Raw genomic sequence first — 14745 nt, 5'->3', positions numbered from 1 at the left:
TGGCCAGCGGCTTGTTAGCGGTGAGTCTGCCCAAGCGGGTGGACAATGCGGTGTTGTGGTTGCGCACAGAGGTCAAAGAAAGCATCCCGTGGAGCGGCGACCCGAAAAAACCACTCAACTTAGAGCCGAGCGCGACCGGCATGCGCCTTAGCCCGCGCACCTCGTTCGAGTTGTGGAAGGTCGAAATGGACGGTATCTCGACCAAATGGAGCCATGGTGATCTGTTCGCCGCCAACGACTTGCGCCGCTCAGCGCTGGAAAACGATCTGGCCCGTCAAGTTCAGCGCGAGCAGCAAGCGGTGCAAGCACGGGATGAGTTGGTGGCCGTGGTGTCCCATGACTTGCGCAACCCTATGACGATCATTTCGATGCTCTGTGGGATGATGCAAAAGACCTTCACCAGCGACGGCTCACACGCGTCACGGCGCATCATGACGGCCATAGACACCATGCAGCAGGCCACTAGCCGCATGAATATCTTGCTGGAAGACCTATTGGACACTTCCAAAATTGAGGCTGGGCGCTACACGATCACCGCGCAACCACTGGACGTGACCCAGATTTTTGAGGAAGCCCTGTCGCTACTGTTGCCTCTGGCAACCGAAAAATCGGTTGAGCTGAGCTTTCATTCCGAGCCTGATCTGCGTGTTAACGCCGACCCCGAGCGTCTATTTCAAGTGCTGTCCAACTTAATCAGCAACGCGATCAAGTTCACCCCCGAGCAAGGCAAAATCGTCGTCGCGGCTCAGCCCAGCGAGGCTGACATCGTGTTCAGTGTGCGCGACTCCGGCAAAGGCATCCCAGCGGAGCAACTGCCGTTTATCTTTGACCGCTACTGGACGGCCAAGGAAGGCAACGCCTCTGGCACAGGCCTGGGGCTGTATATCTCGCAAGGGATCATCAACGCCCACGGCGGGCAGTTGATGGCCGAAAGCACCGTCGGTGAAGGCAGCGAATTTCGCTTCAACGTGCCTCGAGTCGGCTGACGGCTCGCCGCTTTAACGCCCACAAAAAAGGCCGCCCTCAACTGAGGGCGGCCTTTATTTTGGACTCAACGTTGCGGCCTTCCTGGCTTCAGTTGAGTACCGATGCCCCCGCTTTTTCGGCACTGCGACGACGTGTCACCAATAGGCCCGCCGCCACCACCAGAATGCTTAACAAGCCGGTGGACATGATTTCGGCCTGGTGATCCGGCTGGAACAGCATGATGGTCAATATGGCCACAATAAAGACGATCACCGCCCAGGTCAGGCCCGGGAACAGCCACATTTTGAATTCGATTTTCTCGCCTTTAGCCGTGCGCTTTTTACGCATCCGCAGTTGCGAAACCGCAATCACCAAGTACACCAGCAAAGCGATGGCGCCGGAACTGGCGAGCAAGAACTCAAACACCGCCGCAGGGGCCACGTAGTTGGCAAACACCGCCACGAAGGCTGCGCCGGTCGACATCATGACCGCCCAGTAAGGCGTGCCGCTGGCGTTGGTGCGCTTGGCAGCGGCGGGTGCGTCACCGCGCTTGCTCAAGGAGAAGAGCATCCGCGAAGCCGTGTAAAGCGCCGAGTTCAGGCAACTGGTCACCGCAATCAACACCACAATATCAACGATCAGTTTGGCATTCGGGATACCCATGCTAACGAGCGCGGTCTGATAAGAACCGACTTTCGCCAGGCTGGGATCGTTCCACGGCACTAGGGCCACCACGATGAACACCGATACCAGGTAGAACAAGCCAATACGCCAGATCACCGAGTTGGTGGCCTTGGTGATCTGTTTGCTTGGGTCTTTGGATTCCGCCGCCGCGATGGTGACGATTTCGGTGCCCATAAACGAGAACATGGTGGTCAACATGGCAGCCAGTACGGCGCCGATGCCATTGGGCATAAAGCCAATGGTGTCGACCAAGTGCGAAACGCCACTCACCCCACTGGTTGGCAGCCAGCCGAAGATCGCCAGCGCGCCCAACACAATGAAGCCCACAATCGCCAACACTTTGACCAGCGCAAACCAGAACTCGAACTCACCGTAGTTCTTGACGCTGAACAGGTTGGTAATCGTCAGCAACAGGGTGATGACCAAGGTAAACACCCAAATCTCAACACCGGGGAACCACGCGTGCAGGATGGTGCCTGCCGCCACCGCTTCGAGCGGGATAACCAATACCCAAAACCACCAGTACAGCCAACCGATGGTGAAACCGGCCCAGTGCCCAATCGCACGGTCGGCGTAAGTAGAGAACGAACCAGTGTCAGGCGAGGCAACGGCCATCTCGGCCAGCATGCGCATCACCAACACCACTAACGTACCCGCGGCGGCGTAAGCCAGCAGCACGGCTGGGCCCGCCTGGGCGATTGCGTGTCCAGAGCCGACGAACAAACCGGCACCGATGACCCCGGCAATCGACAGCATGGTGACATGCCGCGGTTTGAGCCCTTGCTCCAGGCCGCTAGAGGTTTGCGTATTGCTCATTGGGACTACCTTTGCAGTGAAAGCCATTCCGAGCGCCTCATTAATTACCCTTCGTAAAAAGTAACCAACGGGGCGTTTAGAATTATTTACGCAATAAATGAGCCAAAATGTGACAGATGCACGGTTTCAGCGGCCTGTGAAGCAGCACTCAAGTATTTGTAAGCCTTTGAGAGTAATGGCATTTTGCTTTTTTGTTACCGTAACACACAGATACAGGAAACAAATTGCACCAAAAAAACACATATTTCCCGATACGGCGCCAAACCAGGGCGCATAGCGAACCTTTAATAGGTTCGTGCTTCCAACACAGGGCCAAAACTGGCAACATCGCGCCCTTTTTTACGCGATACCTGTGTGGCCGAACGGCAAAATTCGGGGCTTAGTTGTTGTCGGCGCGACAGTCTGCTGTTGAGATGCGACACACGACCACCCTGTGGCCCTTTGTGCTGGTGGTGCGGCTGGTTGCCTAGGCGACCCTATGCTAGCTTGGCCTTCGCCAGCAAGGCCGCCCAATTGCAGGATCACACCCGAACACAATGAGGACCGCACATGGCTTTGGCCACGCCCGCGCTTGAAATCCGCAACTTGCATAAACGCTACGGCGAGCTTGAGGTACTCAAAGGTATCTCGCTGACCGCACGCGACGGCGACGTGATCTCGATCCTGGGTTCTTCGGGTTCCGGCAAGTCCACGCTGCTGCGTTGTATCAATCTGTTAGAAAACCCGCACGAGGGCCAAATTCTCGTTGCCGGTGAAGCGCTCAAACTCAAAAAATCCAAGACCGGCGAGTTGGTGGCTGCCGATGGCAAGCAAATCAATCGCATGCGCAGCGAACTGGGTTTTGTGTTTCAAAATTTTAACCTGTGGCCGCACATGACCATCCTCGACAACGTCATCGAGGCGCCGCGTCGCGTGCTGGGCCAGAGCAAAGCCGAGGCCATCGAAGTGGCCGAAGCGCTGCTGGCCAAGGTAGGCATTGAGCAAAAACGCCATGCTTATCCATCTGAGTTGTCTGGCGGCCAGCAACAACGTGCCGCCATCGCTCGCACATTAGCCATGCAGCCCAAAGTGATTCTGTTCGACGAACCCACATCAGCACTTGACCCGGAAATGGTCCAAGAAGTACTTAGTGTGATCCGCGCGCTCGCCGAAGAAGGCCGCACGATGCTAATGGTCACGCACGAGATGGGCTTTGCGCGTCAGGTGTCCAGCGAAGTCGTGTTTCTGCACCAAGGCTTGATCGAAGAGCAAGGATCGCCTGACCAGGTGTTCGACAACCCGGTTTCAGCGCGCTGTAAACAATTTATGTCCAGCAATCGCTAACGGAGCAATACGAATGCAAAACTATAAAAAGCTTCTCCTGGCTGCTGCCGCCACTGTGGTGTTCAGTGCTAACGCCTTGGCTGCTGATAAGTACAAAGTTGGCATTGAAGGGGCTTACCCTCCGTTCAATAACAAGAACGCCAGTGGCCAAGTGGTCGGTTTTGACTACGACATTGCCATGGCCCTATGCGCCAAGATGAAAGCCGAGTGTGAGGTAGTGACCTCTGACTGGGACGGCATCATCCCTGCGCTCAATGCTAAAAAGTACGACTTCATTGTCTCTTCCTTGTCGATCACCGATGAGCGCAAGCAAGCCGTCGACTTCACCGACCCGTACTACTCCAACAAACAGCAGTTCGTGGCTAAAAAAGGTGTCGATTTCAAAACCGACATTGATTCACTCAAAAGCAAAAAATTGGGCACACAGCGTTCAACCCAAGCAGCCACATGGCTGGAAGATAACGTCGGCGACGACATCTCTTTGTATGACACCCAAGAAAACGCCTATCTAGACTTGTCCTCAGGGCGTGTAGACGGCCTGTTGGCGGACAAGTACGCCATCTATGGCTGGCTGAAGGATGATCCGGCGGGTAAAGACTATGAGTTTAAGGGCGACCCAATCAACGAAGATGACAAGGTCGGCATTGCTCTACGTAAAGGCGATAGCAACTTGCGCACCAAGCTGAACCTCGCCCTTAAAGAAATCAAAGAAGACGGTACGTACAAAAAGATCAACGACAAGTATTTCCCATTCAGCATTGAATGACCTGCCTGACCGGCGCACCGCAAGGTTGCGCCGGTCCCTAGCAAAGCCTGCCTATTTATGACTATCGACTTATACGGATTCGGCCCGGCGCTCGCCGCTGGCGCGCTGATGACCGTCAAACTGGCACTCACTGCGCTGTGTCTGGGCTTGGTGCTCGGACTGCTCGGTGCATTGGCCAAAACTTCACCGTACAAGCCGCTTAAATGGCTTGGCGGTACCTACTCGACACTGGTGCGCGGCGTTCCAGAGTTGCTGTGGGTGTTGTTGATTTACTTTGGCAGCGTGAATGCCGTGCGTGCCCTCGGCGAATTCATCGGCATGCCAGACCTCAGCCTCAGCGCCTTCGCTGCCGGTGTCATCGCGCTGGGTTTGTGCTTTGGCGCCTACGCGACCGAAGTGTTTCGTGGCGCCATATTGGCCATCCCCAAAGGCCACCGCGAAGCGGGCCTGGCTTTGGGCCTGTCCAAGCCGCGTATTTTCACCAAGCTGGTGCTGCCACAAATGTGGCGTATCGCCCTACCCGGCCTGGGCAACTTGTTCATGATCCTGATGAAAGACACCGCACTGGTTTCGGTCATTGGGCTGGAAGAAATAATGCGTCAGGCGCAAAACGCTGTGACCTTCGCCAAACACCCTTTCACCTTCTACATGGTGGCAGCCGTGATGTACCTGGGCCTGACCATTTTGGCCATGGGCACCTTGTACGTGCTTGAAAAACGCGCAGCGCGCGGCTTCGTGAGGAGAACGTAATGCTGGTGTGGGAACTCTTCCTCAAGTGGCTGCCCAAGCTGATTCAGGGCGCGACCCTGACGCTGGAGCTGACGGCCCTGTCGGTGATCGCCGGTCTGATTGTCGCGATTCCACTGGGCATCGCCCGCTCCTCCAAGCTGTGGTACGTGCGTTCGCTGCCTTATGGCTACATCTTTTTCTTTCGCGGCACGCCGCTGCTGATTCAATTGTTTCTGGTCTATTACGGGCTCGGGCAGTTTGAGGTCGTGCGTGAGAGCGTGTTGTGGCCGTATTTGCGTGACCCGTTCTGGTGCGCGGTGCTGACCATGACCCTGCACACCGCCGCCTACATCGCCGAGATCCTGCGCGGCGCGATTCAAGCCATCCCTCCGGGTGAGATCGAAGCAGCCCGCGCTCTGGGCATGTCGCGGCCTAAAACCCTGCTGCACATTGTGCTACCGCGTGCCGCACGCATTGGCCTGCCTGCTTACAGCAACGAAGTGATTTTGATGCTCAAGGCCAGTTCGTTGGCCAGTACCGTGACCTTGCTGGAGCTGACCGGCATGACGCGGACCATCATTGCCCGTAACTACCAGACCGTGGATATGTTCCTGATCGCCGGGCTGATCTACTTGGTCATGTCGTTTGTGCTGATCCAAGGGTTCAAACTGCTGGAGCGCTGGTTGCGCGTCGATGCCTGCCAAGGCCGTTAACTTGAAGGGCGAGGCATTGCTCGCCCGCTTTGAGGCGCTGGACACGTTTTTGCGTGAACACCAGCTCCTGTGGCGCCCACGGCCGTTCACGCAGCTGAATATGCCGTGGGAAGCCCAGCACCCCGAACTGTCCCAATGGTTGCGCCAGCGCTCCTTGCATGACGCCGAAGCCAGCCACAACCAGCCTCAGCGACTCGACGCACCCGCGCCATTTGCTGAACTGGCCGCCACCTCGCTTGCCCTCAGCGCTCTTGAGCGTTTGCCGATGCACGCCATGCCGTCTGCCGCGCCGCGCTTGCAGGTCGATGTACCGGGGCGCAAATGGCAGCAAATTGAAGCCTTCGCCCAAAGCCTGAGCTTTAAACACACACCCACGCATTGGCTAGATTGGTGCGCGGGCAAAGGCCATTTGGGCCGCCGATTAGTCACTGCCGAACAGCAATTGACCTGTTTGGAATACGATCCGGCACTGGTCGAAGCAGGTCAGGCGCTCAGCCAGCGCCATCACCTGAACGCCCAGCACCGACAGCAAGACGTGCTGGCAGATGAAGCGCGGCATCAACTGCAACCCAACATGACCGCTGTGGCTTTGCATGCGTGCGGCGACTTGCATGTGCGTCTGTTACAACTCGCCAGCGACACAGGCTGTGCACAACTGGCCGTTTCGCCCTGCTGCTACAACCGCATCAATAGCGCGCACTATCAAGCGTTATCTACAGCCGCCCGAGCGTCGTCGCTGGTGTTATCGCTAGAAGACCTGAGCTTGCCGATGAGTGAAACCGTGACCGCTGGCAACCGCGTACGGCGTCAGCGTGATGAGTCGATGGCGCGGCGCTTAGGGTTTGATCTGCTGCAACGTCAACTGCGCCAACGGGATGAATACTTATCTACACCCTCGCTGCCCAGCACGTGGTTGAACAAGTCGTTTGCCCAGTATTGTGAGGATTTAGCGGCGCTGAAAAACGTATCCACAACCGGTACTGAAGACTGGACGGCACTTGAGGCCGCCGGTTGGCAACGTCTGGCGCAAGTCCGCAATCTGGAGCTGGTTCGCGGGTTGTTTCGTCGCCCGCTGGAAATGTGGTTGGTGCTGGACCGGGCGTTGTACCTGCAAGAGCGCGGCTATGAGGTACAGGTGGGCGAGTTCTGCGACAGCCACTTGACCCCGCGCAATGTATTGATGATTGCGCAGCGAACGCCGCGCTTATAGCTCCGCCCCGTAGGAGCTGCCGCAGGCTGCGATCCTTTGATCTTTAAAACAAAAGATCGCAAGCTCTCACCTGTGCTTACGACCCACGGTATGTGGAGAAGCCATAAGGGCTGAGCAACAACGGAATGTGGTAATGCTGATCCGCATTCTTCACTTCAAAAATCACCGGGATCTCAGGGAAGAATGTCTCGTGGCCGGTTTTCTTGAAGTACTCGCCGGTCTTGAACACAACCCGGTACTCGCCTGTTTCAAAGGCTTGTTTGGCCGGGAACAGTTCGCCAATACGCCCTTGCTCGTTAGTCACGCCCTGCGCCAATGGCTCCCATGTTTGCCCAACGTGCTTTTCCAAGGTGACGTTGACACCCGGTGATGGCAAACCGTTTTCCAGATTCAGTACGTGAACGCTCAACGGGTTTCCCGCCGCCAGCACCATGCTAGAAACAGCACTCAGGCTCAAAGCCGCCAAGGTCATTCGCAATATTTTCATGGGTGATCCTCCGGGTTAATTACGTTGTGTGGCCAAACCAATCTGTTGGGCTGCTTTAACGGCGCAGCCTTCGTCCTGCTCCGCACCTCCAGCCCCGGCTACGCCGATAGCACCGACCAACTCGTCGCCCGCGTACAGCGGCACGCCACCGCCTAATAGCAGCAGCTCAGGGAGGGTGTTGAGGTTAGAAGCCTCAGGGTTGTTGCGCGCGCGCTCGGCGAACTGTCGAGTCGGGGTTTTGGAAGACAGTGCGGTGTAGGCTTTACGCTGGCTGGCCAATAGGTTGTGCGTGCCCACGCTCTCGGGGCGCAGCGCCACCAGCACGTTGCCGCCTCGGTCCAATACGCTCAGCGCGCCTGTGCAGTGCTTCAACGTGGCATTGGCCAATTGCTGGGCCGTTGCCAGATCGAGATCAGCATGACGCGGCAGATTCGGCGCCGCCTGAGCGGCGCCAGCCACGCCTACGGCAGTGCATAACAGCAAGGTTTTCAGCATCATCGGCAAGCTCCTGTTCGAGTGAGATGACTGTAGCCAATGAACGGCGTCAGAACCCCGTCAGTTGGATTACAAGTTTGTAATAGGCAACACGCGTGAAGGCGCCTAGCCTGTACGGACGATTGATTGAGGTGTGCGATGCGCTTGTTAGTGGTGGAAGATGAAGCCAAGACCGCCGACTTTCTGGCCAAGGGCCTTAAAGAGTCGGGTTTTGCGGTGGATGTGGCCTTGAACGGGCTGGACGGGCGCTATTTGATTGAGCAGCAGGAATACGACCTGATCATTCTTGACGTGATGCTGCCGGGCCTAAATGGCTGGCAATTGCTGCAATTAATTCGCCAACGCGGGGCCACACCCGTGTTGTTTTTAACCGCCAAAGACGCCATCGAAGACCGCGTGCGAGGTCTGGAACTGGGTGCTGATGATTACCTGCTCAAACCCTTTGCTTTTGCCGAACTGTTGGCCCGTGTACGCACCCTGCTGCGTCGCGGCCCGATGCGCGAGGCCGAGTCTTACAGCATCGCAGACCTTGAAATCGACGTGCTGCGACGCCGTGTCAGCCGCGGCGGTCAACGCATCAGCCTGACCAATAAAGAATTCGCGCTGTTACACCTGCTGGCCAGCCGTCAGGGCGAGGTGCTGTCGCGCACCTTGATTGCCTCGCAGGTGTGGAATCTGAATTTCGACAGCGATACCAACATGGTCGAAGTCGCCGTGCGCCGATTACGCTCCAAGGTCGACGACCCGTACATGCCCAAACTTATCCACACCGTGCGCGGTGTCGGTTATCAGCTTGAAGCGCCTGATGAGTAGGTCTATCGCTTGGCGCTTGGCCTTGGCGATTGCCCTGACCTGTGCTTTGGTGCTCAGTGTGATCGGCGTGTTTTTGTACCGCTCGTTGGCCTCAGAGCTGGCGTTTCGGGACGATCAGGCGCTGCTCGGCAGGCTGGAGCAAATGCGCGCCTTACTCAATGACAGCGACAGCCTCGAAGCCCTGCAAGCGCGGCCGCGCCTGTATCAGAACATGCTGGGCAATCAGGACAGCGTATTGCTGGTCAACCGCCAGGACGGCGGGCAGGTCATTGCCATCAACCCGCATCAACAGAGCCTGCCCGCGCTGCAACCCATCCCCCGAAACCGCGCGCCACAACGGGCCGACATCCAAACATTAGACGCAACCGTACTGTTGGCCGGCATGGCCCAAGGCCCAGCAGGCGAAACCTTAAGCGTGACCGTCGGCAAGCGCCTCAACGAGCGTGAGCTTATTCTCGCCCGCTACCGTTTAAACCTGTACGGCGCCGTTGGGCTGGGCACGTTGCTGGCTTTCTGCTTGGGCGGTTTTTTACTGCGCCGCGGTCTGGAGCCCTTGCGCAGCCTGGCTCACGCCCTGCGCGGCATCAACCCGCGCAGCCTTGACCAACGCATGCCAGTAAACAACGTACCGACTGAGCTCAAAGAACCGATACAGGCACTTAACGCCATGCTGGCGCGGCTTGAAGACAGCTTTGAGCGGTTGTCGCAGTTCTCGGCGGATCTCGCCCATGAGATCCGCACGCCGCTGCACAATCTATTGGGCAGCAACAGCTTGGCCTTGAATCAGTCGCGCAGCCCGTTGGAGTATCAAGAAGTGCTGGCGTCGAACATCGAAGAGTACGAGCGCCTGAATCGCATGGCCGAAAACTTGATGTTCATGGCGCGTGCCGAACACGGACAACGCCCGTTGCACCTGCAAGCCATTAACCTGCGGAAGGTGGGCGACGAACTGTGTGATTACTTCGATGCGTTGGCCGAAGACCGTGACGTGCGTTTAGGTAACTCGCTAAGCGGGACGCTCACGGCAGATCTGCAGCTGTTACAGCGGGCGTTGAGCAACCTGCTGGCCAATGCGGTGCGGCATGCTGAGCCGGGGTCGTCCGTCAGGCTGTTGCGGCGCGATGAAGCCGATTACTGCTGGATCGGCGTGCACAACGTAGGCCTCACCATCGAGCCACAGCATGTGAGCAAACTGTTCGATCGTTTTTACCGAGTCGACCCCTCGCGCTCCGAGCCTGGCGACTCAGGCGGGCTGGGGTTGGCGATAGTGTGGTCGATCATGCAGCTGCATGGCGGCCAAGTGCAGGTAAACAGCGACAGCAGCGGCACATTATTCGAGCTGGGGTTTGCCCACTTAGGCGAACACTGAGGCGGTAGAGGCGAGGTTGCTCGCGATCTTTTGTTGTTAAAGATCGCGAGCAGTCAAAGGTAGACCGGCTGCGAGGGTTAGCGCGCCAAGGCCGCCGCGATGGCTTCACCAACCTGCTGCGTCGAGGCATTGCCGCCTAGATCCGGGGTTTTCGGGCCGCTGGCAATGACGTCTTCAATCGCCTGCAAAATCCCATCGTGCGCGGCTTGATAACGCTCATCTCCTTTGCCCAAAAACTCCAGCATCAGTGCGCCCGACCAGATCATGGCAATCGGGTTGGCGATGTTTTGCCCATAAATATCCGGCGCCGAGCCGTGAACCGGCTCAAACAGTGACGGGAAATTACGCTCTGGGTTGAGGTTGGCCGACGGCGCAATACCGATGGTGCCTGCACATGCCGGGCCGAGGTCCGACAAAATGTCACCGAACAGGTTGGACGCCACCACCACGTCAAAACGGTTGGGTTGCAGCACGAAACGAGCGCACAAAATGTCGATGTGCTGCTTGTCCCAACTGACCTGTGGGTAATTTGCCGCCATGGCTTCGGTGCGTTCATCCCAATACGGCATGCTGATCGAAATGCCGTTGGACTTGGTCGCTGAGGTCACGTGCTTACGCGGACGGTCTTTGGCCACTTCGAAAGCGTACTTGAGAATCCGGTCCACACCGCGTCGGGTGAATACCGACTCTTGCAGGACAAATTCGTGTTCAGTGCCTGCAAACATGCGCCCACCGACTGAGGAGTATTCGCCCTCAGTGTTTTCGCGGATCACCACAAAGTCGATATCACCCGGCTCACGTCCTGCCAGCGGGCACGGCACTCCAGGGAACAGACGCACAGGGCGAATGTTCACGTACTGATCAAAATCGCGACGGAACTTGAGCAGCGAGCCCCACAGTGAAATGTGATCCGGCACTTTGTCCGGCCAGCCCACCGCGCCGAAAAAGATAGCGTCAAAGCCCTTGAGCGTTTCAAACCAGTCATCGGGCATCATCTGACCGTGGCGCTCGTAGTAATCGCAACTGGCCCACTCAATCACTTCAATCGACAGATCGAGGTTCCACTGTTTGGCCGCGGCCTCTACAACACGCAGGCCCTCAGGCAATACTTCGTTACCAATACCGTCACCGGCGATGGCGGCAATTTTGAATGTCTTGCTCATGGCGCGAACTCTTGATGATGGACAGTGAACCCATGGTATAAACCTGCAAAAGAAAGATAATCAGGCGAAGTGATGATAGATAAGACACGATTTGTGAATAATCTGCCCAACCTCGACGATCTTCGCGTCTTCGTGATCGTGGCTAGGCGCTCCAGCTTTGCCGCCGCTGCGAGCGAGCTGGGCGTGTCCCCCGCCTACGTCAGCAAACGCATTCAACTGCTAGAACACAACATCGGCGTGCGCTTACTGCACCGCACCACCCGCCGCGTGGCCGTGACCGATGACGGCGAGCGGGTTTACCGCTGGGCGCTGCATATTTTTGATGCGGTCGAGCAGATGAGCGACGAAGTCTCGGCCTTACACCAAGAGCCGCGTGGGCAGTTACACATCATCAGCAGTCTCGGTTTAGGCCGTCGCCATGTTGGCCCCGCACTGTCAGAACTGTCACAGCGCTACCCGGCGCTGGACATCCGCTTCGACATGTTCGACCGCTTGGTGGACTTAATCGAAGAGCGCTACGACCTCGACATCAGGATTGGCGACAACATCGCCCCCAACCTCATCGCCAAACCACTGGCCAACAACGTCCGCGTACTGTGCGCCAGCCCCGACTACCTAAAGCGCCACGGCGAGCCGCGCAGCTTGTCCGAACTGGCGGGCCACGAATGCCTCGTCATCAAAGAGCGCGACCACCCATTCGGCCTCTGGCGCCTGCAAGGCCCGGAAGGTGAAGAAAGCGTCAAAGTCACCGGCGCCCTCTCAGCCAACCACGGCGAAGTCGTCCACCAATGGGCCATCGACGGCCGAGGCATTGTGCTGCGCTCCTACTGGGACGTACGTGACAGCCTGCAAAACGGCAAACTGGTCCACATCCTCAAGGACTACCAACAACAGGCCAACATCTGGGCCGTATACACCGCGCCGCTGGCCAACTCCGCGAAAATCCGCGTCACCGTCGAGTTTTTGCGCCAATACTTCAGCGAGCGCCACCCCACCCAATCCGAGCCTCAATAAAAATCGTGAAAATAGTCTGTAATCAGGGGTTTACAAGTCAGAACATCCGCGTATACTCACCGCCCATAACGCCGGTATAGCTCAGTTGGTAGAGCAACTGACTTGTAATCAGTAGGTCCCGAGTTCGACTCTTGGTGCCGGCACCAAACGAAACATCAAAAAAGGCTCACCGCAAGGTGGGCCTTTTTTGTTTCTGGGGTTTAAGTCCTGATGGGCAACGGCTATGTTGTCGGCACAGCCTGTTTCTAAACAACATGACGATGTAGCGCAGGTTTTATCTCGGGGAAATTATGCTGAAGCAACTCGACATTAAAGAGTTCACGGTATTTGAAGAAGCAAATCTTCGCTTCGGAAAACAGCTCAACGTGATAGTTGGTGAAAACGGTGCAGGTAAAACGCATCTATTGAAGCTTGCTTACTCAGGCCTCGCGACCTGTTGGGAAGAAGGCAGTAAGCCACACTTAGCGTCTTCAACGCCGACAAAAACCATCTTGCAAAAAAGTCTGGCCGATAAATTACTGGGCGTTTTTCGCCCTGAAACCTTGGGTCGATTAGTTCGTCGCAAACCTGGACGCGGGCGCTGAGCGGATCGACACCTATAAAGGCCGGGCACTTACCCGCCTGACGGTGATGCTGTCGCTACATGTGTTTGTCCGCTCCAGCGAACTGCGCTTCGCCCGCTGGAGCGAGTTCGACTTCAAGCGCGCTCAAGCGCGGCACCTGGGAGATACCGGACACTCGACCCGCGCTGGAGGGAGTACCCTTTTCCACAAGGGGTCCGAAGATGGCAGGGGATATCCTTTTAGTACCCTTATCGCCGCAAGCAGTGGCACTACTCGAAAAAATCCACGCACTCACAGGCAAATTCGCATTGGTCTTCGCAGGGGATGCCAAACCCTGGAAGCCCATGTCCGAAAATACCGTGAACAACGCGCTTCGGACGATGGGATACGACACCAAAACCGATATCTGCGGGCATGGATTTCGTTCGATGGCCTGCAGCGCACTGATCGAGTCGGGATTGTGGTCGGAGACCGCCATTGAACGGCAGATGAGCCACAAGGAGCGCAACCGGCAGGAGCATGTCACCCCCCACGAGTTCGCGAATCAGACCGGACCGAACGTCACTCGCTTAAAAGTAAAACGTGGCGCAACTGAGTAAGCGCTCGGTCTTCATATTTCAGTGATCCGCTTGTCCACGCGGGCCCATCCAAACAGGGCTGCAAAGCCGCCCTGCTTGGATGGATCTGACTTAAAAAATCTAAAGCCCACGCAACTGTCTTTGGAAAACCACGGATTTCCACCGGTGGATAATTTCATCCACAGCCGCAAAACTTCCGAAAATTGGAGCCTTGACCCGAATTATCCACAGGCGTAGAAAAGATCAGGCAAGCGCTGTCGTTAACAGCAACCCAGGTAGCCAGAACCTTTAAGGCTACGCCACATCGTGGTGGTTCTCCCAAAGTGCGATTAGCGTCCGGCGGCTCGCACGGTCACAGCGATGTGATGGATGCTACTTTTTCCAGTGTGCCCACTGCGGCAACTCATCCCCTTTCATAGCTGCCCTGCAGCAACCTATCCGCTTGGCCATTCCCGTGCGCCAACCTGCGCCCGTCTCTTTCTCCCGGAAAGAGACGGGCGCTTCTACCGCTGCTTCAGCCCAACTCGTACAAGGCTTTGCGGCATTCCCCCTCGTGACAATCGGCGTGACAAACACCGAAGTCACCAGCAACAGCGATGCAGATGATGGTGCCGCAGCCCAGGGAATGGACCGCACCTGACTGACAGTCAGGCATGCCCCGGTCATCGCATCACTGCCTTCACCCGACTCAGGATCTCGCGGCGCTTGTCTCGTCAGCCAGCGCAGCCTCCACCCGCCCACTTCATCTGAAGTGTTCAGGAGGCCGGGTCATGAGGTGCCCAAGCTCCCGGTCGTAAAGAGCCGCCAGTCCCGCGTTAGTGGACAACCCTCACAGGTCGCAGGGGCCTTGATCCCTGATAACACTCAACATTCTTGGCGGGATGACGTGGGGATATGTTGCAGCTTCTCCGAGACTGCCGCACTGCGGGGAGAACCATTGCTTTAATTAGTTTTGAAACCCATATCAAGTTTTGAGCACCTTGTGTGAATAGCATCTGTTCATCAGCAGGGCTTCAAAATCAGAAGTATTCCCGTTATCACGTGCAGCCTGTCTCA

At 56.9% G+C, this 14745-nt stretch carries 14 protein-coding genes, 1 tRNA gene and 1 pseudogene; 12 read left to right on the top strand and 4 right to left on the bottom strand.

The genetic code is table 11. The features are described 5' to 3' along the window. A partial coding sequence (locus AQS70_RS15460; RefSeq protein WP_241492847.1) for a GAF domain-containing sensor histidine kinase occupies nt 1-986 on the top strand: 986 nt, incomplete at its 5' end. A gap of 88 nt (nt 987-1074) precedes the next feature. On the opposite strand, the gene gabP is transcribed toward AQS70_RS15460, so the two are convergent. Beyond that, nucleotides 1075-2466 carry a GABA permease gene (gene gabP, locus AQS70_RS15455; RefSeq protein ID WP_055103641.1) on the bottom strand — a complete coding sequence of 464 codons (1392 nt, stop codon included), beginning with the start codon at nt 2464-2466 and terminating at the stop codon, nt 1075-1077. A gap of 549 nt (nt 2467-3015) precedes the next feature. Between gabP and AQS70_RS15450 the strand changes: the two genes are divergently transcribed. The 5 genes from AQS70_RS15450 to AQS70_RS15430 are packed head-to-tail and all read left to right on the top strand — an operon-like array spanning nt 3016 to nt 7207. Continuing rightward, nucleotides 3016-3789, top strand: coding sequence for an ABC transporter ATP-binding protein (locus AQS70_RS15450; RefSeq protein ID WP_055103640.1), 774 nt, complete (start codon nt 3016-3018; stop codon nt 3787-3789). A gap of 13 nt (nt 3790-3802) precedes the next feature. Next, complete coding sequence (locus AQS70_RS15445) at nt 3803-4555, top strand: transporter substrate-binding domain-containing protein (RefSeq protein WP_055103639.1); 753 nt, start codon at nt 3803-3805, stop codon at nt 4553-4555. Nucleotides 4556-4612: 57 nt separating this feature from the next. Then, a complete protein-coding gene (locus AQS70_RS15440) occupies nt 4613-5305 on the top strand; it encodes an ABC transporter permease (protein WP_055103638.1) in 693 nt (230 codons plus the stop codon). Continuing rightward, nucleotides 5305-5997 carry an ABC transporter permease gene (locus AQS70_RS15435; protein ID WP_420912354.1) on the top strand — a complete coding sequence of 231 codons (693 nt, stop codon included), beginning with the start codon at nt 5305-5307 and terminating at the stop codon, nt 5995-5997. Before AQS70_RS15440 ends, AQS70_RS15435 begins: the two co-directional genes overlap by 1 nt. Continuing rightward, entirely contained in the window at nt 5978-7207 is a 1230-nt protein-coding gene (locus AQS70_RS15430) for a methyltransferase (RefSeq protein ID WP_055103637.1), read from the top strand. The genes AQS70_RS15435 and AQS70_RS15430 overlap by 20 nt, the downstream gene beginning before the upstream one ends. Before the next feature lie 76 nt (nt 7208-7283). Here AQS70_RS15430 and uraH read toward each other — a convergent pair whose 3' ends face one another. Continuing rightward, complete coding sequence (gene uraH, locus AQS70_RS15425) at nt 7284-7694, bottom strand: hydroxyisourate hydrolase (protein WP_055103636.1); 411 nt, start codon at nt 7692-7694, stop codon at nt 7284-7286. Nucleotides 7695-7709: 15 nt separating this feature from the next. Then, nucleotides 7710-8192, bottom strand: a complete 483-nt coding sequence (locus tag AQS70_RS15420; RefSeq protein ID WP_055103635.1) for a GlcG/HbpS family heme-binding protein — start codon at nt 8190-8192, stop codon at nt 7710-7712. 135 nt (nt 8193-8327) lie between these two features. On the opposite strand from AQS70_RS15420, the gene AQS70_RS15415 reads away from it, so the two are divergent. Both AQS70_RS15415 and AQS70_RS15410 read left to right on the top strand, forming a co-directional pair. After that, nucleotides 8328-9002, top strand: a complete 675-nt coding sequence (locus AQS70_RS15415; protein ID WP_055103634.1) for a heavy metal response regulator transcription factor — start codon at nt 8328-8330, stop codon at nt 9000-9002. Beyond that, nucleotides 8995-10371, top strand: a complete 1377-nt coding sequence (locus tag AQS70_RS15410) for a heavy metal sensor histidine kinase (RefSeq protein ID WP_055103633.1) — start codon at nt 8995-8997, stop codon at nt 10369-10371. The genes AQS70_RS15415 and AQS70_RS15410 overlap by 8 nt, the downstream gene beginning before the upstream one ends. 77 nt (nt 10372-10448) lie before the next feature. Here the strand turns inward: AQS70_RS15410 and AQS70_RS15405 are convergent, their stop codons facing one another. Then, nucleotides 10449-11534, bottom strand: coding sequence for a tartrate dehydrogenase (locus AQS70_RS15405; protein WP_055103632.1), 1086 nt, complete (start codon nt 11532-11534; stop codon nt 10449-10451). 72 nt (nt 11535-11606) lie between these two features. On the opposite strand from AQS70_RS15405, the gene AQS70_RS15400 reads away from it, so the two are divergent. The 4 genes and pseudogenes from AQS70_RS15400 to AQS70_RS15385 form a co-directional block, all read left to right on the top strand. Then, nucleotides 11607-12548 (top strand): LysR substrate-binding domain-containing protein, encoded by a 942-nt coding sequence (locus AQS70_RS15400; RefSeq protein WP_055103631.1) that lies wholly within the window; start codon nt 11607-11609, stop codon nt 12546-12548. 70 nt (nt 12549-12618) lie between these two features. Beyond that, nucleotides 12619-12694 (top strand) — tRNA-Thr (locus AQS70_RS15395). A gap of 144 nt (nt 12695-12838) precedes the next feature. Next, the gene (locus AQS70_RS15390; RefSeq protein ID WP_055103630.1) at nt 12839-13132 is read left to right on the top strand and encodes an AAA family ATPase; all 294 of its coding nucleotides are present in this window, start codon (nt 12839-12841) and stop codon (nt 13130-13132) included. Further along, a pseudogene (locus AQS70_RS15385) lies at nt 13131-13710 on the top strand (tyrosine-type recombinase/integrase); the annotation flags it as partial. The gene AQS70_RS15390 and the pseudogene AQS70_RS15385, both read left to right, overlap by 2 nt. Nucleotides 13711-14745 lie beyond the last annotated feature (1035 nt).

It is taken from the genome of Pseudomonas endophytica, from assembly GCF_001411475.1.
Classification (GTDB): Bacteria; Pseudomonadota; Gammaproteobacteria; order Pseudomonadales; family Pseudomonadaceae; genus Aquipseudomonas; species Aquipseudomonas endophytica.
The sequence above is the reverse complement of the archived record's forward strand: the minus strand, read 5'-3'. Positions and strand labels throughout refer to the sequence as shown.

Bases quoted from the DNA above. Each gene is read 5' to 3' on its own strand.
- gabP (WP_055103641.1), bottom strand. From the start codon at position 2,466: ATGAGCAATACGCAAACCTCTAGCGGCCTGGAGCAAGGGCTCAAACCG.
- AQS70_RS15450 (WP_055103640.1), top strand. From the start codon at position 3,016: ATGGCTTTGGCCACGCCCGCGCTTGAAATCCGCAACTTGCATAAACGC.
- AQS70_RS15445 (WP_055103639.1), top strand. From the start codon at position 3,803: ATGCAAAACTATAAAAAGCTTCTCCTGGCTGCTGCCGCCACTGTGGTG.
- AQS70_RS15440 (WP_055103638.1), top strand. From the start codon at position 4,613: ATGACTATCGACTTATACGGATTCGGCCCGGCGCTCGCCGCTGGCGCG.
- AQS70_RS15435 (WP_420912354.1), top strand. From the start codon at position 5,305: ATGCTGGTGTGGGAACTCTTCCTCAAGTGGCTGCCCAAGCTGATTCAG.
- AQS70_RS15430 (WP_055103637.1), top strand. From the start codon at position 5,978: ATGCCTGCCAAGGCCGTTAACTTGAAGGGCGAGGCATTGCTCGCCCGC.
- uraH (WP_055103636.1), bottom strand. From the start codon at position 7,694: ATGAAAATATTGCGAATGACCTTGGCGGCTTTGAGCCTGAGTGCTGTT.
- AQS70_RS15420 (WP_055103635.1), bottom strand. From the start codon at position 8,192: ATGATGCTGAAAACCTTGCTGTTATGCACTGCCGTAGGCGTGGCTGGC.
- AQS70_RS15415 (WP_055103634.1), top strand. From the start codon at position 8,328: ATGCGCTTGTTAGTGGTGGAAGATGAAGCCAAGACCGCCGACTTTCTG.
- AQS70_RS15410 (WP_055103633.1), top strand. From the start codon at position 8,995: ATGAGTAGGTCTATCGCTTGGCGCTTGGCCTTGGCGATTGCCCTGACC.
- AQS70_RS15405 (WP_055103632.1), bottom strand. From the start codon at position 11,534: ATGAGCAAGACATTCAAAATTGCCGCCATCGCCGGTGACGGTATTGGT.
- AQS70_RS15400 (WP_055103631.1), top strand. From the start codon at position 11,607: ATGATAGATAAGACACGATTTGTGAATAATCTGCCCAACCTCGACGAT.
- AQS70_RS15390 (WP_055103630.1), top strand. From the start codon at position 12,839: ATGCTGAAGCAACTCGACATTAAAGAGTTCACGGTATTTGAAGAAGCA.